Below are 20,723 nucleotides of genomic sequence, written 5' to 3'. Positions count from 1 at the left end.
GATGACAGAACCCCGGTTTTTCCGGCCGATAGGCCTGCCGTTTTCGCCACGAATCAGCCTGCCGCTTTCGCATTTCTGCGCTACAATGGGGGCCTGTTAACAGTTTGTATCGTCTGGCGCGCCGTACCGGCTGCGGTTCAGGCGAGGAGTAAAGCAATGTCTGGCATCAGGGATTCCATCCTGCCGCCGCTGGAGTGGTTATCCGAACAGGATCCTCCGGCGCCCGCCGCCGTCAGCGACTGGCTGATGGAGTTAGGCTCCATGACCCGCCGATTTGAACGCCATTGCGCCCAGGTGCGCGTTGAACCGCAGCGCGAATGCTTCGTCACGCGCGAGGCGCTGGGCGACGAGGCTAACCACCTGCCCGACAGCCCGCGCTACTGGCTGCGCGAAGTGGTGCTGCTGGGCGACGACCAGCCCTGGCTGCTGGGGCGCACGGTGATCCCGGAACATACGCTGACCGGCCCCGATCAGGCGTTGGTGGATCTGGGGACGCTGCCGCTCGGGCGCTATCTGTTCAGCAGCGGCGATCTGACCCGCGACTATATCCATATCGGCCGGCAGGACGCGCTGTGGGCGCGTCGTTCACGGCTGCGGCTGGCGGGAAAGCCGCTGCTGCTGACCGAACTGTTTTTACCGGCTTCGCCGCTGTATTCAGCGGTTCCCGCATAAGAGAGGAGAGCAAGACGTTGGAGGGAAGCGTGACTCAAAGTAAATGGCGGGCTTACAGCCATTTGATGCGCATTGATAAACCGATCGGCACGCTGTTGCTGTTGTGGCCGACGCTGTGGGCGCTGTGGCTGGCCGGGAAAGGCGTGCCGCCGCTGTCGATTCTGGTGGTGTTCGTGCTCGGCGTGTTCCTGATGCGCGCCGCCGGCTGCGTGGTGAATGATTACGCCGATCGCGCGGTGGACGGCTACGTAAAGCGCACCGCCGGGCGGCCGATGCCGAGCGGCCGGGTGAGCGCGAAAGAGGCCAAGGTGCTGTTCGTGGTGCTGGTGCTGATCTCGTTCTGCCTGGTGTTGACGCTGAATGCGATGACCATCTGGCTGTCGCTGGCGGCGCTGGCGCTGGCCTGGGTGTATCCTTTTATGAAGCGGGTGACCAACCTGCCGCAGTTCGTGCTGGGCGCCGCGTTCGGCTGGGGCATTCCGATGGGCTATGCGGCGGTCAGCGAATCGCTGCCGCTCAGCTGCTGGCTGCTGCTGCTGGCGAACATCTGCTGGACGGTGGCCTACGACACGCTATATGCGATGGTCGATCGCGACGATGATCTGAAAATAGGCATCAAGTCCACCGCCATCCTGTTCGGGCGTTATGACAAGCTGATCGTCGGGCTGTTGCAGTTCGCGACGCTGTTGTTGCTGGTGTGGGTCGGTTATCTGGCGCAGCTCGGCGGCGCGTTTTACTGGTCGCTGTTGCTGGCGGGCGCGCTGTTCATTCACCAGCAGAAGCAGATCGCCGGGCGCGAGCGCGAGGCCTGTTTCAAGGCCTTCCTGCAGAACAATTATGTTGGGCTGGTAGTGTTTATCGGCATCGCGCTCAGCTATCTGCCGGCGTAACGGTTTCCTGCAGCAAGAAAAAAGGCACCCCAAGGGGTGCCTTTTGTGTTTTCGCGCCGGGCGAAATCACTCGTCTTTCTCTTCTTGCGCATCGGTTTGCGGCAGAGCGTTGGTCTCTTCCGGCATGTTGACGCTTTCGATGGTCAGCTTGATTTCCGGCGTGATCAGATCGCTCAGCATGTTGTACACCTCGAGGGTGTGCTCGCGGATCGCATCGCCGCTGTCGTTGATGTAGCCTTCTTCGCGCAGCGTCGCCACCAGGGTGGAGAACACCGCCTTGTCGAAGAACTCCGGCGCGTTGATGCCGTGCAGCACCGACAGACGCTGCGCCATGATGCGGCTCTCTTTCTCCAGCGCGCCGCGGTTGATGCTCGGGTTGGCGCTGAGGATCGACATGGTGATGGCGTAGCGTTGCAGGGTTTCGCGCACCCCGGCGGCCAGCAGCTGCAGCGGGCGAATGCGCGCCGGGTTCAGCACCAGCTCGTCGCCTTTGTCGCAGATCAGCTGTTGGCGGATCAGCTCGTCGATCATCGGCCGCAGCACGTCCGGCAGCTGCTCCTTGTCGTTATGCAGGAACAGCTCGGCTTTCAGCATCGGGTAAATCATGCCAATCTGGCGCAGCAGTTCGGCGCGCGATACCCGGCGATGATGCATGACGATGCTGGCGATCAGCGACGGCAACACCAGCAGGTGGTGGATGTTGTTGCGGTAATAGGTCATCAGCACCGCCTGCTCGCGCGGCAGAATGATGATGTCGCCGATGTTGTCCTTTTCCACCTCGAACTTGTTCATGTTCAGCGCGTGATCCAGCAGCTCGTCCGGCGTCTGCGTAGGTACGGTGACGTCATGCGCGTAAGGCGCGTTGCGCATCAGCTGCAGGTAGCACTCGAGCTGCTCGAGCAATTGTTCGCGGGTCAGCGAACGCTGGCGCGAGGCCAGCAGCGCGGTGGAACACAGGTTCATGGCGTTGGCCGCGGCGGCATTGTTGATGCGCACCATGATCTGGCCGGCGAGATCGTTGACCGTCGGCGTCAACCAGCTTGGGCGCTGAGCCTCGATCGGATCGATCGACTCGCGCCACTGCGGCACGTGCTGGTTGAGGTAAGCGGTCAACGGCAGCGGTTCGCCGAAGTTGACGTAACCCTGGCCCAGATTGCGCAGTTTGCGCAGGCCGCGCAGCATCTGCAACAGGCTCTCTTTTTCCTTGGTGGCGCCGCGCAGCTCTTTGGCGTAGGTACCCACTTCCATCACATGCTCGTAGCCGATGTAGATAGGCACCAGCGTGATCGGACGGGCACCGCCGCGCAGCATCGCCTGGATGGTCATCGACAGGGTGCCGGTTTTCGGTTCCAGCAGACGCCCGGTGCGGGAACGGCCGCCTTCCACGAAGTATTCCACCGAGTAACCGCGGGTGAACAGCTCGCCGAGGTATTCGCGGAACACCGTCGAGTAAAGCTTGTTGCCCTTGAAGGTGCGGCGGATGAAGAACGCGCCCAGGCGACGGAAGATCGGGCCGGCCGGCCAGAAGTTGAGGTTGATGCCCGCAGCGATGTGCGGCGGCACCAGGCCCTGGTGATACAGCACGTAGGACAGCAGCAGATAGTCCATGTGGCTGCGGTGGCAGGGCACGTAGACGATCTCGTGGCCGTCCTGCGCCAGCTGGCGCACGCGCTCGGCGTTGGTGACGTTGATGCCCTGATACAGCCGGTTCCAGGTCCAGCTCAGCACGCGATCGGACAGACGCACGGTTTCGTAGGAGAAGTCGGCGGCGATCTCTTCCATCAATGCGATGGCGTTCTGCTGGGCCTTCTCGTGCGAGATCTTCTTGCTGCGCGCTTCGTCCTCGACCGCTTTTTCGATCGCTTTGGACGCCAACAGCTTGTTGAACAGATCCTGACGGGCCGGCAGGCTTGGGCCTACTGCGGCCAGGCGTTGACGCGAGAAGTGCATGCGCGCCACGCGCGCCAGTTTCTGCGCGATGGTTTTATCCGTGCCGTGTTCGGTGGCCATGCGGCGCAGCGAAACGGTGTTGGAGAAGCGCACGAAGCTGTCGCGGCCGAGCCACAGCACGGCGAAGAATTTTTGCACGCCGTTCAACAGACGCAGGTGCGGCGTGCCGTGGCCTTCGCGGCCCGGCGAGCGGCCGAACATGACCGAAACCGGCAGCATCTGAATGTCGAGATCCGGATTGCTGCGATGCAGATCCAGGTAGTCGTGGAACAGCTTTACCGACTCTTCTTTCGGGGTGTAGTAGCGGAACACGCGCGGGCCGTCGTGAATGAACACGTAGCTCGGCAGCACGGTGCCGTCGATCTCCAGCGCGTTGAGCGGATCGGGCAGATCCTGCGCCAGGCACTGGGTGCGCAGCGTCAGCAAATCCGCCTTGGAATTGTAAGGTAAAACATACAAAATCGGCCGTGAGGGATCCAACCCTAGCTCGGTAACCGGATCTGAAGGGATAACCTTACTTCTTACCAACAATTTAAGTGGTAAATTCAATATTTTATAATAAATTTTACGCCAACCTGACATAACAACGTGAAGCCTCTTGTTAGCAATGCGCCGCAAGCATACCAGAAACCGGGTAGCAGATCTGTGGTGTTCGAAAACCGAGAGCCGTCAGCGCGGACTGTTCTAGACTCTTTTTATTATGACCGACCTCTGAGAAAGGCACGAAAACATGGCAAACCAAGCAACCGGATTGACCCGCATCATCAAGGCCGCCGGCTATTCTTATAAAGGGCTTTCCGCCGCCTGGCAACACGAGGCGGCGTTCCGCCAGGAACTGGTGGTGACCCTCCTGGCTATCATACTGGCTGTCTGGCTGGACGTGGGTGCGATAGCGCGCATTTTATTGATCGGATCGGTGACGCTGGTGATGATCGTCGAGATCCTGAACAGCGCGATCGAGGCGGTGGTGGATCGCATCGGCAGCGAACACCATGAGCTGTCCGGGCGGGCCAAGGACATGGGATCGGCGGCGGTGTCGCTGGCGATCGTACTCGCGCTGTTCGTTTGGGGCACGGTCTTGTGGCAGCATTTTGGCTGACGCAAAGCGCCTACTGACTGATTTTTATTTATTCTTCGGTTCCCAATCCGCGCTTACCTGTATATACTCACAGCAAGACTGTATAAACAAACAGGGGGCGGAATGAAAGCACTAACTACCAGACAGCAAGAGGTCTACGATCTGATTCGCGATCATATTTCGCAAACGGGCATGCCGCCGACGCGTGCCGAGATCGCGATGCGTCTGGGGTTCCGTTCGCCTAACGCCGCCGAAGAGCACCTGAAGGCGCTGGCACGCAAAGGCGTGATCGAAATCGTCTCCGGCGCGTCGCGCGGTATCCGCCTGCTGATGGAAGAAGAAGAAGGGCTGCCGCTGATCGGCCGCGTCGCCGCCGGCGAGCCGCTGCTGGCGCAGCAGCACATCGAAGGGCACTACCAGGTGGATCCATCCCTGTTCAAACCGAGCGCCGATTTCCTGTTGCGGGTGAACGGCATGTCGATGCGCGACATCGGCATTCTGGACGGCGATCTGCTGGCGGTGCACAAAACGCAAGATGTGCGCAACGGCCAGGTCGTGGTCGCGCGCATCGAAGACGAAGTGACGGTCAAACGCTTGAAAAAGCACGGCAACGTGGTTGAACTGCTGCCGGAAAACAACGAATTCCAACCGATCGTGGTCGATCTGCGCCAGCAGAATTTCACGATCGAAGGGCTGGCGGTCGGCGTGATCCGCAACGGCGACTGGATTTAATCGCCGCGCCATCACCGCCGCTCCCTGTATCAATCGCCCCTGTTTTGGGGCGTTTTTGTTTCTGACTTCGCCCTTCGTCACTCTGTCACAGGAACATCCCATCATGCGCCTGATTTCCGCCTTCACCAGCGACACCGATAAAGCCCTGTGGCGCCTCGCCCTGCCGATGATTTTCTCCAATATCACCGTGCCGCTGCTCGGGCTGGTGGACACCGCGGTGATCGGCCACCTCGACAGCCCGATCTATTTGGGAGGCGTGGCGATCGGCGCGGTGGCGACCAGCTTCCTGTTCATGCTGCTGCTGTTCCTGCGCATGAGCACCACCGGCCTCGCGGCGCAGGCGCTGGGAGCGAAGAACCCGCAGGCGCTGGCGCGCGCCTTTATGCAACCGCTGCTGCTGGCGCTGTTGGCCGGGGGGGCGATCGTCCTGTTGCGCTACCCGCTTATTGAACTGGCGCTGCGGATCGTCGGCGGCGATGGCGCGGTGCTGGAGCAGGCGCGGCGTTTTCTTGAGATCCGCTGGTTGAGCGCGCCGGCGGCGCTGGCCAACCTGGTGCTGCTGGGCTGGCTGCTCGGCGTGCAGTACGTGCGTGCGCCGGTGATCCTGCTGATCGTCGGCAACCTGCTGAACATCGTGCTGGATATTTGGCTGGTGATGGGCCTGGGTTGGAACGTGCGAGGGGCGGCGGCGGCCACCGCCATCGCCGAATATGCCACGCTATTGCTCGGCCTGTGGCTGGCGTGGCGGGTGATGCGTCTGCGCGGTATTACCCTGGCGATGCTGCGTCAGGCCTGGCGTGGCGATCTGCGTCGCCTGCTGGCGCTCAATCGCGACATCATGCTGCGTTCATTGTTGCTGCAGCTGTGCTTTGCGTCGCTGACCATTTTCGGCGCTCGCCTGGGGAGCGATGTGGTGGCGGTTAACGCGGTGTTGATGAACCTGCTGACGTTTACCGCCTATGCGCTCGACGGCTTCGCTTATGCGGTGGAGGCCCATTCCGGCCACGCCTACGGCGCTCGGGACGGCAGCCAACTGCGTAAGGTGTGGCACGCGGCCTGCAGGCAGGCGGGGCTGGTCGCGTTGGCCTTCGGCCTGGCGTATGCCGTTACCGGCCAGCAGATCGTGGCGGCGTTGACCTCCCTACCGGAGCTGCGCGCGTTGGCCGCCCACTATTTACCGTGGCAGGTCATTTTGCCGCTGGTCGGGGTGTGGTGCTATTTGCTGGATGGCATGTTTATCGGCGCCACGCGGGGCGCTGAGATGCGTAACAGCATGGCGGTGGCCGCGGCAGGGTACGGTCTGACGCTGTTCAGCGTGCCGTTGCTTGGCAACCACGGGCTCTGGCTGGCGCTGGCGGTGTTTCTGACGTTGCGTGGCGTGGCATTGGGCTGGATTTGGCACCGCCACCAGGTGCGCGGCAGCTGGTTTACTGCACATTAAACCGGACGTTTTGTTGGGTTAATGGTTAGTTTTTCTTATGGTTTTGGTCATGTTTGCTTACATGTTTTCAGCCTAGGTCTGTTCGCGTTAGTTCGTTGTTTGTTAGCGTTTTTTGTTTTTATTTTGTTTGTTAATGGTTTTTTATTCTGTATTTTGGCTTTTTTATTTCCATGTTTAACTAGAATGAATCATGTGGCTGGTAAATGAAGGGGAGCGGTGCTTCTTAAGGTGAAGGAAGCATCAGCCAGAAAAATTTCTGGTTAACCCCGGCCGGCAACAGGGATCACTGATTCACCACAGGTTAACGGAGAGACTATGAATAAAGATCAAGCCGACGGTAACTGGAAGCAGCTGAAAGGCAAAGTGAAAGAGAAATGGGGCAAGCTGACCGATGACGATCTGACGGTCATCGAAGGGAAACGCGAACAGCTGGTCGGCAAAATTCAGGAGCGCTACGGTTACCAGAAAGAGGCGGCCGAAAAAGAGGTGAAGGCCTGGGAAGATCACACCAAACACCGCTGGTAACACGCAGGGCCGCCACTGACGGCGGCCGGCAACAGCGCAGGCCGGCGTCGCTCCATCCTCTGGCGCCCCGGCCGCAGGTACAGGGAAGTACCTGACTTCGTCTTACTTCTTCTTGATGGCGATGCTGTGATCGTGTTCGGCGCAGTCATGCTTGCTGTCACAAGCTTCAACTTCAACGCAACCGGCGCACAGACCGTGCGCTTCCACCACGCTGTGCCGCAGTGCAAATCCGGCTTCCTGTGCCAGCTTCTGCAGCGTTTCCTCCACGCCTTCGGTGGTGCGTTCGGTCACCTGGCCGCAGCGGTCGCAGATAAACAGCGCGGACGTATGCATCGGCTGTTCGAAATGGTGGCACAGCACGTAGCTGTTGGCCGATTCCACTCTATGGATAAACCCTTGCTCCAGCAGAAAATCCAGCGCGCGGTATACCGTCGGCGGCTTGGCCTGCGGTTCGGCGACGCGCAGCAGATCGAGCAGGTCATATGCGCTGATTGCACCGGGTTGCTGAGTCATCAGACGCAGCACTTCCAGCCGTTGCGGCGTCAATCGCACATTGCGTTGCTGGCAGAGGCGTTCAGCCTGCGCCAGCAGCTTTTCCTGGGTGGTTGAGTTCATCGCAAATATCCCGGTACGTAAAAAAGCCGATTTTACCATGATTACGGCGAATCGCCGAGGGTTGCCCCCTTTTCCCCTGATGATAGCGCAGGGAAAGGCGCGTCGATCGCGCTAAAAGAGAGATGCGTCACAACTTTTCCCCACCGTCGGGTGGCAAATCAACGTTGCCGTTTTTAGCGCTGGAGAGCGGGGGACGAGAGCGGTATAACGCCTTTCACCCGTGTGATGAGCAGGAGCCCTGTGTGATGACGGAAAGAGAGAAGCTGTTAAGCGGCCTGGAGTACAACAGCCGCGATGAAGAACTGATCGCCCTGTACCATCGGGCGAGGGCGTTGATCAAAAGCCTGGGGGCTCTGGACTCGCATCAGGCGGACGAGAAAAACCGCCTGCTCGGCGAGCTGTTCGGCGCCTGGGGGGAGGCGAGCTGGATTGAAACGCCATTCTGGTGCGACTACGGGCAGCATGTCCGCATCGGTAAAAACTGTTTTATCAACGTCAACGCGGTGTTCCTCGACTGCAATACCATCACCATCGGCGACAACACGCTGATCGGCCCCAACGTGCAAATCTATACGCCGAGCCACCCGCTGAAGGCCGCAGAGCGCTTCACCGGCGATCCGGATTTCCCTTTCCGCACCTCGGCGCAGCCGGTGTCCATCGGCAACAACGTCTGGATCGGCGGCAACGTAGTGATCCTGCCGGGAGTGACCATCGGCGACGGCACCACCATCGGCGCGGGCAGTATCGTTACCGGCGACATCCCGGCCAACGTGCTGGCGCTGGGGCAGCCATGCCGGGTTATCCGCTCGTTGGAATAGGGCGTTATCGACGATCAGGAGGCAAGGGGGCGGGATGGCGCTCTTTGCGGTGCGGGCCGTCGTTTGCCAACGGGCGGTCATCGGCCAATGCCAGGCGTGCGGCCGCCAAACGGCTCATGACGGTGCCGATCGGCACCGCCAGCACTTTTGCGGCTTCCCGGTAAGACAGCCCTTCGACATACACCAGAAACAGCGCGTTGCGCTGGGCCGTCGGCAGCCGGCTGACGCGCCGCATCACTTCATGGAGCCAGACCGGCTGTTCGCCGTTGTCCGCATCGCCCAGCTCTTCCGCCGCCATGCAGCCTTGCCCCTGGCGAAGATGTTGGGCGCGAACTTCATTGAGCCAAATGGAGTGCAAGATGGAAAACAGCCAGCGATCCAGGTGTGAACCGGGGGTGAATTGCGCGGCGCGCTCCAGCGCACGCAGGCAAGTGGCCTGCACCAGATCGTCGGCGACATCCCGCCGGTGCGAGAGCACCAGCGCATAGCGCCACAGGCGGGAGAGATAGTGGCCGAGTTCATCGCGTATCGCATCGCCGCTGATAGTCACCTCCGCAGGCGCGTCGGATCACGATTCCGGGTGGCGGTCGATGGCCGCCGCCAAATCGCGGTACTCCTCGCACCCGGTGCCGCACAGCGACTGGATCACCTGCAGCTGTTGGCGAGCCAGATCGGGTCGGCCTTTCAGCATATAGGCTTCCCCCAGGTACTCGCGCACTTTGGGGTATTTCGGATCGAGGGCTACTGATTTTAAATAATAGCCGATCCCTTCATCGGTGCGGCCAAGTTTGCGCGTGGCGTAGCCACGATAGTTCAGCGCAACGGCGGTGTTGGGATTTTTCAACGTATTGAGCATATCGAGCGCTTCCTGATAACGGCCGCTTTTCGCCAGTGCATAGGCGTAGTTAGTGCGGTCGGCGTCGTCGACCTTGCCGCTTTTATCTACCATGCAAGTCTGAGTTTTGCTGTCGTAGACCTGGCCTTTCGGACAGGTTGGCGGGGTTTGGCCGCTGCCGTCGCCGCCCATCGCCAGCGCCGCGCCGGACAACAGCAGGCAGCCGGCAATGGCCGATGCCAGCAGGCGTTTAATGAAGCTGTTCATGGTTATGTCCTCAAGGCAGAGGCGCCGTGCGCGCCCGTAATGAGATAACACCTGAACGAGCGGGTTTATTCGCCTTGTCTCCGCTTATTTTTGCCGGCGGCAAGCGGGTTTTCCCAACGGCGCCGATTGTCGTTATAATAGCCGTTTGCGGCCGCGCGCCGTTCGTTGAACCCAGACAGACTCAGGTAGCCAGTAACTCAGCATGACGAAAGACAACCACGCCCCAACCTACGCCGCCAATCGTTTCTCCATCGCGCCGATGCTCGACTGGACCGATCGTCATTGCCGTTACTTCCACCGCCTGCTGACCAAGGAAACGCTGCTGTACACCGAGATGGTGACCACCGGCGCGATCATCCACGGCAAGGGCGACTATCTGGCCTACAGCGAAGAAGAGCATCCGGTGGCGCTGCAACTGGGCGGCAGCGATCCGGCCGCGCTGGCGCATTGCGCCAAGCTGGCGGAGCAGCGCGGTTACGATGAGATTAACCTCAACGTCGGCTGCCCGTCCGATCGGGTGCAAAACGGCATGTTCGGCGCCTGTCTGATGGGCCAGGCGGCGCTGGTCGCCGATTGCATCAAGGCGATGCGCGACGTGGTGTCGATCCCGGTGACGGTGAAGACCCGCATCGGCATCGACGATCAGGACAGCTACGCCTTCCTGTGTGACTTTATCGAGACCGTCGCCGGGCGCGGCGAGTGCGACATGTTCACCATCCACGCGCGCAAGGCCTGGCTCTCCGGCCTCAGCCCGAAAGAAAACCGCGAAGTGCCGCCGCTGGACTATCCGCGCGTCTATCAGTTGAAGCGGGATTTCCCGGCGTTGACCATCGCCATTAACGGCGGGGTGAAAACGCTGGAAGAGGCGCGGCAGCACCTGCAGCACTTGGACGGCGTGATGATGGGGCGCGAGGCGTATCAGAATCCGGGTATCCTGGCGCGGGTCGACAGCGAACTGTTCGGCGCGCAGACCGCGGTGCCGGACAGCGTGGCGATCGTCGAAGCGCTGTATCCGTATATCGAGCGCGAGCTGTCTAACGGCACCTATCTTGGCCACATTACTCGCCATATTCTCGGTCTGTTCCAGGGCGTGCCGGGCGCGCGCCAGTGGCGTCGCCATCTGAGCGAGAACGCCCACAAGCCGGGCGCCGATGCGCGGGTGGTGGAGCAGGCGCTGGCGCTGGTGCGTCAGCCACGCGTCGAAATGGCGTAATCCACAAAAAATTTGACCAACAGTTAGTGTTTTTCGCCAGGCGTTCGGTGCGTTACCGGATGCCTGTCCTCTGTTTTCAATGGGTTAGCCCATCCGCCGTTCTGGCACGCTTCTTGTAATCCACTCTGCAGATACGTTGTATTGCAAAGGAGCAATCATGTTGGAAATCTTCTTTCTCATTGGTTTTGTGGTGATGCTGATGGTGACCGGCATCTCGCTGCTGGGGATTTTCGCTGCGCTGTTGGTGGCGGCGGCATTCATGCTGTTGGGCGGGCTGTTCGCAGTGGTCATTAAGCTGCTGCCGTGGCTGATTTTGGCGGTGGTTGGGGTATGGATTTACCGTTCAATGCAGAAACCCCAGATCCGGCGTTACTGATTTTTTGCTGAATAATCAGACAGTCACACTGAAACTTGCACAATTTCCCGCACCGCGAATGCGGCAGCGATCACAGCTTGGCAGTTTTCCCCGGCGATGTGGCACATAAAGCGTGTTTTTTGCCGGACGGGGCTGTTAGGATGTTGGTCGATGCAGTGATGCGACCGATTTCATCACCGTGAGAGACACCTAAAATTCGTGTTGCTAAAGCAACCCCTGTCTCTGGCGGACTCTGCTCTACCCCTACAAAACGCAGTAACAGAAAGGGCTCCGCAAGGAGCCCTTTTCTTTGGCCGCAATCAGGGGATCAGCAGGCTGGAACCGCTGGTGCTGCGGCTTTCCAGCACCTGGTGCGCACGCTGGGCGTCGGCCAGCGCGAATTTCTGCTCGTCTCTCACCTCCACCCGAATGGCGCCGCTGCCGATCAGCGAGAACAGCTCGTTGCTGGCGTACTGCAGCTCGGCGCGGTTGGTGATGTAGCCGTTGAGGGAAGGGCGGGTGACGTACAGCGACCCCTTCTGATTCAGCAGCGCCAGATCGACGCCGGTCACCGGGCCGGACGCGTTGCCGAAGCTGACCATCAGGCCGCGCCGCTTCAGGCTGTTGAGCGAGGCCTGCCAGGTGCTTTGCCCCACCGAATCGTATACCACGCCGACCTTCTCGCCGTGCGTCAGCTCGGCCACCCGCTGGGCGATATCCTCTTTATGGTAGTTGATGGTGGCCCAGGCGCCGGCCTGCTTCGCCAGCGCCGCCTTCTCGTCGGAGCCGACGCTGCCGATCAGGCGCGCGCCCAGCGCTTTGGCCCACTGACAGGCGATCAGCCCGACGCCGCCGGCGGCGGCATGGAACAAAAATACTTCACCCGGCTGCACTTCGTGGGTCTGGCGCAGCAGATAGTGCACCGTCAGCCCTTTCAGGAAAGAAGCGGCGCCTTGCTCAAAGCTCAGGTTGTGCGGCAGCAGCGCCACTTTCTCTTCCGGCACGTTGTGGATCTCGCTGTAGGCGCCGAGCGACGACTGCGCATACACCACCCGGTCGCCCGGTTTGATCGCGCTGACCCCGGCGCCGACCTTGACCACCACGCCGGCCGCTTCGGTGCCGAGGCCGCTCGGCAGGCTGGCCGGCGCGTACAGCCCGCTGCGCACATAGGTGTCGATGTAGTTGATGCCGATCGCCTTGTTCTCGATCTGCACTTCACCGGCAGCCGGATCGAGCGGTGTAAAATCAACGTATTGCAAGACTTCCGGTCCGCCGACGGCGGAGAATTGAATGCGCTTGGCCATAGGGTTACCTCGTTGGAGTGTCTGATTTCACCCTATTCTTTTTAGTATCGGAGATCCAGTTCGCCCGTGCGGGGGTCAATACCTTTTTTGCATCGGTTATGACGCAAAAATCACGTATACTCTCGCGTCAGGATCCTTCATTCGCAACCGGATAAAGACTACGTTTCATGGCAGGAAAAAAACCAACCAACAAAACAAACGCGGACGAAACCAGAGAGCGTTCCAGAGATCGTCAGATGGAAGGGCTGAAGATGCCGCCGCACTCGCTGGAGGCCGAGCAGTCGGTGTTGGGCGGTTTGATGCTGGATAACGAGCGTTGGGACAACGTGGCGGAACGCGTGGTCGCCAACGACTTCTTCAGCCGCCCGCATCGCCTGATCTTTACCGAGATGCAGCGTCTGCTGGAGATGAGCAAGCCTATCGACCTCATCACCCTGTCCGAATCGCTCGAACAGAAGGGCGAACTGGACTCGGTGGGGGGCTTCGCCTACCTGGCCGAGCTGTCGAAAAACACCCCGAGCGCCGCCAACATCGGCGCCTACGCCGACATCGTACGCGAGCGCGCGGTGGTGCGCGAAATGATCTCGGTGGCTAACGAAATCGCCGACGCCGGCTACGATCCGCAGGGGCGCAGCAGCGAAGACCTGCTCGATCTGGCGGAATCCCGCGTATTCCAAATCGCCGAGAACCGCGCCAGCAAAGACGAGGGCCCGAAGGGCATCGAACGCATCCTGGAAGACACCGTCTCGCGCATTGAACAGCTGTATCAGCAGCCGCATGACGGCGTGACCGGGGTAGATACCGGCTATCAGGACCTCAACAAGAAAACCGCGGGCATGCAAAAGTCCGATCTGATCATCGTCGCCGCCCGTCCATCGATGGGGAAAACCACCTTCGCCATGAACCTGTGCGAAAACGCCGCGATGACCCAGGAGAAACCGGTGCTGATCTTCAGCCTGGAGATGCCCGGCGAGCAGATCATGATGCGTATGCTGGCGTCACTGTCGCGCGTGGATCAGACGCGCATCCGTACCGGCCAGCTCGACGACGAGGACTGGGCGCGCATTTCCAGCACCATGGGCATCCTGCTGGAGAAGCGCAACATGTACATCGACGACTCCTCCGGCCTGACGCCGACCGAGGTGCGCTCGCGCGCGCGGCGCATTTTCCGTGAACACGACGGGCTTAGCCTGATCATGATCGACTACCTACAGCTGATGCGCGTGCCGGCCTTGTCCGACAACCGTACGCTGGAGATCGCCGAGATTTCGCGCTCGCTGAAGGCGCTGGCGAAAGAGCTGCAGGTGCCGGTGGTGGCGCTGTCGCAGCTGAACCGAAGCCTGGAGCAGCGCGCCGACAAACGCCCGGTCAACTCCGACCTGCGTGAATCCGGCTCCATCGAGCAGGACGCCGACCTGATTATGTTCATCTATCGTGATGAGGTGTATCACGAGAACAGCGATCTGAAAGGGATCGCGGAAATTATTATCGGTAAGCAGCGTAACGGCCCAATAGGCACCGTGCGCCTTACCTTTAACGGCCAGTGGTCGCGTTTCGATAACTACGCGGGGCCACAATACGATGACGAATAATCAGCTAAGGAACTGAAATGAAAGCGGCAACCGCTGTAATCGACCGCCGCGCTCTGCGACATAATCTGCAACAGGTGCGCCGCCAGGCGCCGCAAAGCCGCCTGATTGCCGTTGTGAAAGCAAACGCTTATGGACATGGCCTGCTGGAAACAGCACACACCCTGCAAGACGCCGACTGCTACGGCGTAGCGCGCATCGGCGAGGCGCTGATGCTGCGCTCCGGCGGCATCGTCAAGCCGATCCTGCTGCTGGAAGGCTTCTTCAGCGCCGAAGACCTGCCGGTGCTGGTGGCGAACAACATCGAAACCGCGGTGCACAGCATCGAACAGCTCGAGGCGCTGGAACAGGCCGAGCTGGCGCGCCCGGTGCCGGTGTGGATGAAGCTCGATACCGGCATGCATCGGCTGGGGGTGCGTCCCGAACAGGCGGAGGCGTTTTATCAGCGTCTGTGCGCCTGCCGCAACGTGGCGCAGCCGGTCAATATCATGAGCCACTTCAGCCGCGCCGACGAGCCGGAGTCCGACGCCACCCTGAAACAGATCGCCTGCTTTGAGCAGTTCGCGCGCGGTAAACCGGGCCAGCGCTCGGTCGCCGCTTCCGGCGGCACGCTGCTGTGGCCGGACGCCCACAACGAGTGGGTGCGTCCCGGCATCATTCTGTACGGCGTGTCGCCGTTGGATAGCGGCAGCGGCGCCGAGCATGGTCTGCAGCCGGCGATGACGCTGAAATCCAGCCTGATCGCGGTGCGCGAGCACAAGGCTGGTGAAGCGGTGGGCTATGGCGGCACCTGGATCAGCCCGCGCGATACTCGCCTTGGCGTGGTGGCGATGGGGTACGGCGACGGCTACCCGCGCAGCGCGCCGACCGGCACGCCGATCCTGATCAACGGCCGCGAAGTGCCGATCGTCGGCCGGGTGTCGATGGACATGATTTCGGTCGATCTCGGGCCGGACGCCGCCGATAAGGTGGGGGATGAAGCGGTGCTGTGGGGGCCGGCGTTGCCGGTCGAGCGCATCGCCGCCTGTACCGGTATCAGCGCTTATGAACTGATCACCAAGCTCACGCAGCGCGTGGCGATGGAATACATTGGCGACTGATACGCCGCAGGGGCCGACGCGCGTCGGCCCCGTTTCTCAGCGGGTTACTTCTTTACCGCCAACCACTTGTCGATAACCTTCTGATACTCGCCGGTCGCCTTGGCCAGGTGCAGCCACTGATCCACATACAGTTTCCAGCTCAGATCGTCGCGCGGCAGCATGTAAGCCTTTTCGCCGTACTGCATCGGTTTGGTCGGATTCACCGCGCACAGCTTCGGATAGCGCTTCTGCTGGTACAGCGCCTCGGAGGCGTCGGTGATCATCACGTCCGCCTTGCGATCCACCAGCTGCTGGAAAATGCTCATGTTGTCGTGCGTCAGCGTCAGCTTGGCTTTTGGCAGATAGGCGTGTACGAAGGCTTCGTTGGTGCCGCCCGCCGGTTCCAGCAGACGCACCGACGGTTTGTTGATCTGTTCTATCGTGCGGTATTTCTTCACGTCGGTGCAGCGCACCAGCGGAATTTTGCCGTCGGTATCCAGCTTGTCGGCGAAGAACACCTGTTTTTGTCGCTCCAGCGTGACGGAGATGCCGCCCATGGCGATGTCGCACTTGCCGGAGGCGAAGTCCGGCGTCAGGGTTTTCCAGCTGGTTTTCACCCACTTCACCTTGGCGCCGAGGCTCTTCGCCAGCGATTCCGCCATGTCAATATCGATGCCTTCATAGCTGCCATCTTCCTTGAGGAAGGTGTAGGGCTTGTAGTCGCCGGTGGTGCAGACCTCCAGGGTCTTTTGCTGCAGCACTTTGTCCAGGTGGGATTGCGCGCCGGCGCTGCCGGCGGCGAGCAGCAGCGCGAGAGGGAGTAACTTTTTCATCTGGCGTCCTTTTTATACATTCGTGGTTTTATGCGTTACTTCGCCGTTAATTGTCGTTTGCCTGCATGAGTTAGCCGTTTTTTATGCCGCTTACCGGCGAAAACGCCGGGCGTTGCTGCTGTACGCGATTTAAGCGCCAGGGTGTGACGTCGGCAACGGTAAAAAAACTGGTAGGCTGTAACGTCAACATTTATTAACACAGTTTACAGGTGGCTATGTACAACATTGACGATTTTGATATGAAAATCCTGACGCTGTTACAGGCCAACGGCCGTTTGACCAATCAGGAGCTGAGCGAACTGGTGGGGCTTTCCGCTTCCCAGTGTTCACGGCGGCGCATCAGCCTGGAGCAGGCGCAGCTGATCCGCGGCTACCACGCGCGGCTGGCGCCGGAGGCGGTCGGCCTGGGGCTGGTGGGGCTGATTGAAGTCAGCCTGATCACGCACGCTCAGGAGCAGATCGACAGCTTTCATCAGATGCTGGAGGACGTGGACGCGATCCTGGACGCTTACAAGACCACCGGCGACGCCGATTACCTGCTGAAAGTGGCGGTGGCGGACCTGCCGGCGCTGAGCGAGTTCATCAGCCAGACGCTGTCGCCGCACAAAAGCGTGGCGCATATCAAAACGGCGGTGGTGCTCAATCGCATCAAGGAAAACGGTTTGTTGCCGGTGACGCGAGAAAGCTGAAACCGAATGCGCTTTTCCGTCTATATTAGGAACGTAACGCTGTGCCCAAACCACAATAAATAAACCAGGAGAAAAAAACGTGTTCCAGAACGTTGACGCCTATGCCGGCGATCCCATTCTGTCGCTGATGGAAAAATTCAAACAAGACCCGCGCGCGCACAAGGTGAACCTGAGCATTGGCCTGTACTACGATGCGCAGGGCGTTATTCCGCAGATGCGTGCGGTCGCCGCGGCGCAAGCGCAGTTGAACAGCGTCGAGCACGGCGCCTCGGTATACCTGCCGATGGAAGGGCTGCAATCCTACCGCACCGCCATCCAGCATTTGCTGTTCGGCGAGCAGCACCCGATGCTGCAGCAGGGGCGCATCGCCACCATTCAGACCGTCGGCGGTTCCGGCGCGCTGAAAGTGGGCGCCGACTTCCTGAAAAGCTACTTCCCGAATTCGCAGGTGTGGGTCAGCGATCCCACCTGGGAAAACCACGTCGCCATCTTCAGCGGCGCCGGTTTCAAGGTGAATACCTATCCGTATTTTGACGGCGAAAGCCTGGGCGTGAAGTTCGACGCCATGCTGGCTGCGCTGAAACAGCTGCCGAAGCACAGCATCGCGCTGCTGCATCCGTGCTGTCACAACCCGACCGGCTCAGACCTGACCCCCGCCCAGTGGGACGAAGTGATCAAGGTGATCGCCGATCGTGAGATCATTCCGTTCCTCGACATCGCCTATCAGGGCTTCGGCGGCGGTATGGAGCAGGACGTCTACGCCATTCGCGCCATTGCGGCGGCCGGCTTGCCGTGCCTGGTGAGCAACTCGTTCTCGAAGATCTTCTCGCTGTACGGCGAGCGCGTCGGCGGCCTGTCGGTGGTGTGTGAAAGCGAAGAAGCGGCCGGGCGCGTGCTGGGCCAGCTGAAGGCGACCGTGCGCCGCAACTACTCGAGCCCGCCGAACTTCGGCGCGCAGCTGGTGGCTAAAGTGCTGAACGACGCTGAGCTGAAAACCCAGTGGCTCAATGAAGTGGAAAGCATGCGCACCCGCATTCTCGAAATGCGCCACGCGTTGGTGGACACCCTGAAGAGCGCGCTGCCGCAGCGCAACTTCGATTACCTGCTGGCGCAGCGCGGCATGTTCAGCTACACCGGCTTCAGCGCGGCGCAGGTCGATCGCCTGCGCGAAGAGTTCGGCGTCTACCTGATCCACAGCGGCCGCATGTGCGTGGCCGGCCTGAACCACGACAACGTGCGTCAGGTGGCCGAGGCGTTTGCCGCGGTGCAGTAACGCCTGTTAGTCTGAACGGACGTTCATCGGGAGCGATAGCGATATCGCTCCTTTTTTATTGCCGGCGCGCCGCCGAAGTTGCCGCAAACCGGAGAGAGAATATACTGATTGAGGGGCGCTCACTCATGTGGCATCAGCAAACGCTAATCCTCAGCGCAAAAGCGCGTGGCTTTCATCTGGTTACCGACGAGATCACCAACCAGTTAACCCACTTACACCGCCTGCAAACCGGCCTGCTGCATCTGTTGCTGCAGCATACCTCGGCCTCGCTGACGCTCAACGAGAACTGCGATCCCACGGTGCGAGCCGATATGGAGCAGCATTTTCTGCGTCAGGTGCCGGAAAACGCCCCCTATCAACATGACTACGAAGGGCCGGACGACATGCCGGCGCACATCAAATCCTCGCTGCTGGGCGCTTCCTTGACGCTGCCCGTCAGGCACGGGCGGCTGATGTTGGGCACATGGCAGGGCATCTGGCTGGGGGAGCACCGCATCCACGGCGGAGCACGCCGTATTGTGGCCACATTACAGGGGGAATAACCCAATGAATAACAGCGCATTGCTGGAGTACTGCATGGCGAAGCCGGGCGCGGAGCAAAGCGACCAGAACCAGTGGCAGGCCAGCCAGATCAAGGTGGGCGACGTGATGTTCGCCATGGTGTGCGAAGTGGAAGGGCGGCCGGCGCTGGCGGTCAAGTCCAGCCCGGAGCTGGCGGAAAGCCTGCGCGAACACCACCCTGAGATCGTCGCCTGCGACGGCCTGAACAAGGCGCACTGGAATACGGTATTTCTCGACGGCAACCTGCCGAACTCGCAGTTTTATGCGTTGATCGACAGCTCCTATCAGCTGGTGGTGGAAGGCCTGCCCGAACACGTGCGCCAGGAACTGCGCGCCTGATTGCCGGGCGGCGGCGCCGCCCGTTTTCTCCTGCTTTCTCGCGTTAAACCGTGATCAGGGCTTTAAATTGGGAACGTTCCCTTTTTATTGCCGGGCTAAAGCGGCTACGCTTGGGCATTCAAGAAACGCGGATGAAGGAGGCCGACATGGCCATGAGCGAAGAAAAGCGCAAGATGATCGCCGGAGAACTGTACGACGCCGGCGATGAATTGCTGCGCAGCGAGCGTCGGCGCGCGCGCCAGATAACGCATCGCTACAACCACTCATCGCCGGAAGAGGGCGAGCTGCGCAAACAATGGTTGGACGAGCTGCTGGGCGGCTATCAAGGCGGCGCCATCGAGCCGACGTTCCGCTGCGACTACGGCTATAACATCTATCTCGGCAAGAACTTCTACGCCAATTTCGACTGCGTGATCCTCGACGTGTGCGAGGTGCATATCGGCGACAACTGCCTGCTGGCGCCGGGCGTGCATATCTACACCGCCACCCATCCGCTGGACGCCGAGACCCGCGCCGGCGGCGCGGAGTTCGGCAAGCCGGTCAAGATTGGCAACAACGTGTGGATCGGCGGGCGCGCGGTGATCAATCCGGGCGTGACCATCGGCGATAATGCGGTCGTGGCCTCCGGCGCGGTGGTGACCAAAGACGTGCCGGCCAACTGCGTGGTGGGCGGCAACCCGGCGCGCGTGCTGAAAACGCTGTAAGCCCTCGGGCGGATTAAAACATGCTGCCATGGCGCTCGAAGCCGTGCATCTCGATGTCTTTGAGCGCCTTGAAGCGTTTGACCATCACCGCATGGTCTGACAGCAGATTGCTGATGCGAACAAACAACTCCTTGTTCTCTTCTTCGCACTGCTCCAGCCAGGCCTGCGGATTCACGCCGTGCTGCATCCAGGGGCCGACGGCCAGCAGCCGCACCGTGTTGGCGTAGTTCGGGCACACCGCGAGCGCCACGCGATCGGCGGAATACTCCTGCGCGCGAGTGGTCGCCAGGCCGGGCAGCACCAGCGACTGCGGCACAACGCCGATCGCCAGACGCCACAGCGACACGTGCCGCAGCTTGTGATGGGCCAATTCATGGGCCAGCACGAACTCCACGATCTCCGGCGCGGTGGGCATCAGCATGGCGATTTCAGCATGGATCACCACGTAGCGCTGGCGGCGGTTGCATTCCAGCGCGAAGGCGTTGACCACGCCGTTGCCGTTGGTCAGATAAAGCTTGGGCAGCGTCTTGAGTTCCAGCCGACGGCCGATATCCTGATACAGCGCGAACAGTTCCGGAAATTGCGCCGGCCCGATGCGCAAGGCGTTGGATTTCGCCTGTGCGGCGAGATAGAAACGGTAAATATAGAAAGCGATCGGGATCAGCGGTAATAACGCGAGCAGGCTGAGGGTATCCAATGTTTCCTTGGCGTCGTCTCCCAACCCAAGTGCAGTTCCATCCGTATTTACCACGACGGCGGCGATGCCAAATAAAAAACCGAACAAGGTAATTATCGCCGATAGCCAGATCATGGGCATTTCCCAGCGGTGGCGAAATGCGGTGAAATTACGACATTCCGTCGCATGATGTTGACACATAAAATATCCTTAATAAGGGAAAGCCACGCCTGACATTGTCAGGTAAATAATGAATGTTTAATTATCCATCCGTTTACCTAACAC

23 protein-coding genes are annotated in these 20,723 nt (G+C 60.5%); 16 read left to right on the top strand and 7 right to left on the bottom strand.

Translation table 11 applies throughout. From position 1 onward, the window contains the following. The first annotated feature begins 156 nt into the window (after positions 1-156). Together ubiC and ubiA are read left to right on the top strand one after the other, a co-directional pair. Positions 157-672: a chorismate lyase gene (ubiC, locus tag ACMGG9_RS21365; RefSeq protein WP_033651214.1), complete on the top strand. Its 516-nt coding sequence runs from the start codon at positions 157-159 to the stop codon at positions 670-672. 17 nt (positions 673-689) lie between these two features. Next, positions 690-1,562, top strand: a complete 873-nt coding sequence (ubiA, locus tag ACMGG9_RS21360) for a 4-hydroxybenzoate octaprenyltransferase (protein WP_025304455.1) — start codon at positions 690-692, stop codon at positions 1,560-1,562. A 66-nt stretch (positions 1,563-1,628) separates the two neighbouring features. On the opposite strand, the gene plsB is transcribed toward ubiA, so the two are convergent. Continuing rightward, entirely contained in the window at positions 1,629-4,094 is a 2,466-nt protein-coding gene (gene plsB / locus ACMGG9_RS21355) for a glycerol-3-phosphate 1-O-acyltransferase PlsB (RefSeq protein WP_033644405.1), read from the bottom strand. 148 nt (positions 4,095-4,242) lie between these two features. Here plsB and ACMGG9_RS21350 point away from each other — a divergent pair, with 148 nt between their 5' ends. The 4 genes from ACMGG9_RS21350 to ACMGG9_RS21335 all read left to right on the top strand — a co-directional run bounded on the left by ACMGG9_RS21350 (position 4,243) and on the right by ACMGG9_RS21335 (position 7,288). Further along, on the top strand, positions 4,243-4,611 hold the full coding sequence (locus ACMGG9_RS21350; protein WP_033651215.1) for a diacylglycerol kinase: 369 nt from the start codon (positions 4,243-4,245) through the stop codon (positions 4,609-4,611). Positions 4,612-4,713: 102 nt separating this feature from the next. Beyond that, on the top strand, positions 4,714-5,322 hold the full coding sequence (gene lexA / locus ACMGG9_RS21345; protein ID WP_025160136.1) for a transcriptional repressor LexA: 609 nt from the start codon (positions 4,714-4,716) through the stop codon (positions 5,320-5,322). A gap of 103 nt (positions 5,323-5,425) precedes the next feature. Continuing rightward, positions 5,426-6,763 (top strand): MATE family efflux transporter DinF, encoded by a 1,338-nt coding sequence (gene dinF, locus ACMGG9_RS21340; RefSeq protein WP_046687895.1) that lies wholly within the window; start codon positions 5,426-5,428, stop codon positions 6,761-6,763. Between the two features lie 315 nt (positions 6,764-7,078). Next, positions 7,079-7,288, top strand: coding sequence for a CsbD family protein (locus ACMGG9_RS21335; protein ID WP_004936743.1), 210 nt, complete (start codon positions 7,079-7,081; stop codon positions 7,286-7,288). Positions 7,289-7,390: 102 nt separating this feature from the next. Here ACMGG9_RS21335 and zur read toward each other — a convergent pair whose 3' ends face one another. Next, positions 7,391-7,903: a zinc uptake transcriptional repressor Zur gene (gene zur / locus ACMGG9_RS21330; RefSeq protein ID WP_015379223.1), complete on the bottom strand. Its 513-nt coding sequence runs from the start codon at positions 7,901-7,903 to the stop codon at positions 7,391-7,393. 245 nt (positions 7,904-8,148) lie between these two features. On the opposite strand from zur, the gene ACMGG9_RS21325 reads away from it, so the two are divergent. After that, a complete protein-coding gene (locus tag ACMGG9_RS21325) occupies positions 8,149-8,721 on the top strand; it encodes a sugar O-acetyltransferase (protein WP_033651216.1) in 573 nt (190 codons plus the stop codon). Positions 8,722-8,725: 4 nt separating this feature from the next. On the opposite strand, the gene ACMGG9_RS21320 is transcribed toward ACMGG9_RS21325, so the two are convergent. Both ACMGG9_RS21320 and ACMGG9_RS21315 read right to left on the bottom strand, forming a co-directional pair. Continuing rightward, positions 8,726-9,271: an RNA polymerase sigma factor gene (locus tag ACMGG9_RS21320; protein WP_080491974.1), complete on the bottom strand. Its 546-nt coding sequence runs from the start codon at positions 9,269-9,271 to the stop codon at positions 8,726-8,728. Positions 9,272-9,289: 18 nt separating this feature from the next. Then, positions 9,290-9,823, bottom strand: a complete 534-nt coding sequence (locus ACMGG9_RS21315; protein WP_042785465.1) for a tetratricopeptide repeat protein — start codon at positions 9,821-9,823, stop codon at positions 9,290-9,292. Positions 9,824-10,025: 202 nt separating this feature from the next. On the opposite strand from ACMGG9_RS21315, the gene dusA reads away from it, so the two are divergent. Together dusA and pspG are read left to right on the top strand one after the other, a co-directional pair. Beyond that, the gene (gene dusA, locus ACMGG9_RS21310) at positions 10,026-11,036 is read left to right on the top strand and encodes a tRNA dihydrouridine(20/20a) synthase DusA (RefSeq protein ID WP_033644410.1); all 1,011 of its coding nucleotides are present in this window, start codon (positions 10,026-10,028) and stop codon (positions 11,034-11,036) included. A gap of 157 nt (positions 11,037-11,193) precedes the next feature. Further along, on the top strand, positions 11,194-11,412 hold the full coding sequence (gene pspG, locus ACMGG9_RS21305; RefSeq protein WP_033644411.1) for an envelope stress response protein PspG: 219 nt from the start codon (positions 11,194-11,196) through the stop codon (positions 11,410-11,412). A 299-nt stretch (positions 11,413-11,711) separates the two neighbouring features. Here the strand turns inward: pspG and ACMGG9_RS21300 are convergent, their stop codons facing one another. Then, on the bottom strand, positions 11,712-12,695 hold the full coding sequence (locus ACMGG9_RS21300; protein ID WP_033644412.1) for a quinone oxidoreductase: 984 nt from the start codon (positions 12,693-12,695) through the stop codon (positions 11,712-11,714). 167 nt (positions 12,696-12,862) lie between these two features. Here ACMGG9_RS21300 and dnaB point away from each other — a divergent pair, with 167 nt between their 5' ends. Next, positions 12,863-14,287 (top strand): replicative DNA helicase, encoded by a 1,425-nt coding sequence (dnaB, locus tag ACMGG9_RS21295; protein ID WP_025160134.1) that lies wholly within the window; start codon positions 12,863-12,865, stop codon positions 14,285-14,287. 17 nt (positions 14,288-14,304) lie between these two features. Continuing rightward, positions 14,305-15,384, top strand: coding sequence for an alanine racemase (gene alr, locus ACMGG9_RS21290; protein WP_047026579.1), 1,080 nt, complete (start codon positions 14,305-14,307; stop codon positions 15,382-15,384). Positions 15,385-15,428: 44 nt separating this feature from the next. Here alr and ACMGG9_RS21285 read toward each other — a convergent pair whose 3' ends face one another. Beyond that, positions 15,429-16,196 (bottom strand): transporter substrate-binding domain-containing protein, encoded by a 768-nt coding sequence (locus ACMGG9_RS21285; protein WP_033651220.1) that lies wholly within the window; start codon positions 16,194-16,196, stop codon positions 15,429-15,431. A gap of 215 nt (positions 16,197-16,411) precedes the next feature. Here ACMGG9_RS21285 and ACMGG9_RS21280 point away from each other — a divergent pair, with 215 nt between their 5' ends. The 5 genes from ACMGG9_RS21280 (at position 16,412) to maa (ending at position 19,762) form a co-directional block, all read left to right on the top strand. Next, the gene (locus tag ACMGG9_RS21280) at positions 16,412-16,885 is read left to right on the top strand and encodes an Lrp/AsnC family transcriptional regulator (RefSeq protein ID WP_025304444.1); all 474 of its coding nucleotides are present in this window, start codon (positions 16,412-16,414) and stop codon (positions 16,883-16,885) included. Between the two features lie 79 nt (positions 16,886-16,964). Further along, positions 16,965-18,158 carry an amino acid aminotransferase gene (locus tag ACMGG9_RS21275; RefSeq protein ID WP_033644416.1) on the top strand — a complete coding sequence of 398 codons (1,194 nt, stop codon included), beginning with the start codon at positions 16,965-16,967 and terminating at the stop codon, positions 18,156-18,158. A 125-nt stretch (positions 18,159-18,283) separates the two neighbouring features. Beyond that, entirely contained in the window at positions 18,284-18,700 is a 417-nt protein-coding gene (locus tag ACMGG9_RS21270) for a secondary thiamine-phosphate synthase enzyme YjbQ (RefSeq protein WP_016930264.1), read from the top strand. A 4-nt stretch (positions 18,701-18,704) separates the two neighbouring features. Beyond that, entirely contained in the window at positions 18,705-19,058 is a 354-nt protein-coding gene (locus ACMGG9_RS21265) for an MmcQ/YjbR family DNA-binding protein (protein WP_042785460.1), read from the top strand. Positions 19,059-19,204: 146 nt separating this feature from the next. Next, positions 19,205-19,762: a maltose O-acetyltransferase gene (maa, locus tag ACMGG9_RS21260; protein ID WP_047026577.1), complete on the top strand. Its 558-nt coding sequence runs from the start codon at positions 19,205-19,207 to the stop codon at positions 19,760-19,762. A gap of 13 nt (positions 19,763-19,775) precedes the next feature. Here maa and ACMGG9_RS21255 read toward each other — a convergent pair whose 3' ends face one another. After that, positions 19,776-20,573: a M48 family metallopeptidase gene (locus ACMGG9_RS21255; protein ID WP_158524121.1), complete on the bottom strand. Its 798-nt coding sequence runs from the start codon at positions 20,571-20,573 to the stop codon at positions 19,776-19,778. Positions 20,574-20,723: the final 150 nt, after the last annotated feature.

Origin of the sequence: Serratia sp. BNK-10, from assembly GCF_047456065.1 — a bacterium.
Taxonomy (GTDB): Bacteria; Pseudomonadota; Gammaproteobacteria; order Enterobacterales; family Enterobacteriaceae; genus Serratia; species Serratia ureilytica.
The sequence above is the reverse complement of the archived record's forward strand: the minus strand, read 5'-3'. Positions and strand labels throughout refer to the sequence as shown.

What these genes read in the sequence shown, in the direction of transcription:
- plsB (WP_033644405.1), bottom strand. Translation starts at nt 4,094, where the DNA reads ATGTCAGGTTGGCGTAAAATTTATTATAAAATATTGAATTTACCACTT.
- ACMGG9_RS21315 (WP_042785465.1), bottom strand. Translation starts at nt 9,823, where the DNA reads ATGAACAGCTTCATTAAACGCCTGCTGGCATCGGCCATTGCCGGCTGC.
- ACMGG9_RS21335 (WP_004936743.1), top strand. Translation starts at nt 7,079, where the DNA reads ATGAATAAAGATCAAGCCGACGGTAACTGGAAGCAGCTGAAAGGCAAA.
- ACMGG9_RS21325 (WP_033651216.1), top strand. Translation starts at nt 8,149, where the DNA reads ATGACGGAAAGAGAGAAGCTGTTAAGCGGCCTGGAGTACAACAGCCGC.
- ACMGG9_RS21280 (WP_025304444.1), top strand. Translation starts at nt 16,412, where the DNA reads ATGTACAACATTGACGATTTTGATATGAAAATCCTGACGCTGTTACAG.
- dinF (WP_046687895.1), top strand. Translation starts at nt 5,426, where the DNA reads ATGCGCCTGATTTCCGCCTTCACCAGCGACACCGATAAAGCCCTGTGG.
- pspG (WP_033644411.1), top strand. Translation starts at nt 11,194, where the DNA reads ATGTTGGAAATCTTCTTTCTCATTGGTTTTGTGGTGATGCTGATGGTG.
- ACMGG9_RS21350 (WP_033651215.1), top strand. Translation starts at nt 4,243, where the DNA reads ATGGCAAACCAAGCAACCGGATTGACCCGCATCATCAAGGCCGCCGGC.
- dnaB (WP_025160134.1), top strand. Translation starts at nt 12,863, where the DNA reads ATGGCAGGAAAAAAACCAACCAACAAAACAAACGCGGACGAAACCAGA.
- ACMGG9_RS21270 (WP_016930264.1), top strand. Translation starts at nt 18,284, where the DNA reads ATGTGGCATCAGCAAACGCTAATCCTCAGCGCAAAAGCGCGTGGCTTT.
- ubiC (WP_033651214.1), top strand. Translation starts at nt 157, where the DNA reads ATGTCTGGCATCAGGGATTCCATCCTGCCGCCGCTGGAGTGGTTATCC.
- lexA (WP_025160136.1), top strand. Translation starts at nt 4,714, where the DNA reads ATGAAAGCACTAACTACCAGACAGCAAGAGGTCTACGATCTGATTCGC.
- ACMGG9_RS21285 (WP_033651220.1), bottom strand. Translation starts at nt 16,196, where the DNA reads ATGAAAAAGTTACTCCCTCTCGCGCTGCTGCTCGCCGCCGGCAGCGCC.
- dusA (WP_033644410.1), top strand. Translation starts at nt 10,026, where the DNA reads ATGACGAAAGACAACCACGCCCCAACCTACGCCGCCAATCGTTTCTCC.
- alr (WP_047026579.1), top strand. Translation starts at nt 14,305, where the DNA reads ATGAAAGCGGCAACCGCTGTAATCGACCGCCGCGCTCTGCGACATAAT.
- ACMGG9_RS21265 (WP_042785460.1), top strand. Translation starts at nt 18,705, where the DNA reads ATGAATAACAGCGCATTGCTGGAGTACTGCATGGCGAAGCCGGGCGCG.
- maa (WP_047026577.1), top strand. Translation starts at nt 19,205, where the DNA reads ATGGCCATGAGCGAAGAAAAGCGCAAGATGATCGCCGGAGAACTGTAC.
- ACMGG9_RS21300 (WP_033644412.1), bottom strand. Translation starts at nt 12,695, where the DNA reads ATGGCCAAGCGCATTCAATTCTCCGCCGTCGGCGGACCGGAAGTCTTG.
- ACMGG9_RS21255 (WP_158524121.1), bottom strand. Translation starts at nt 20,573, where the DNA reads ATGATCTGGCTATCGGCGATAATTACCTTGTTCGGTTTTTTATTTGGC.
- zur (WP_015379223.1), bottom strand. Translation starts at nt 7,903, where the DNA reads ATGAACTCAACCACCCAGGAAAAGCTGCTGGCGCAGGCTGAACGCCTC.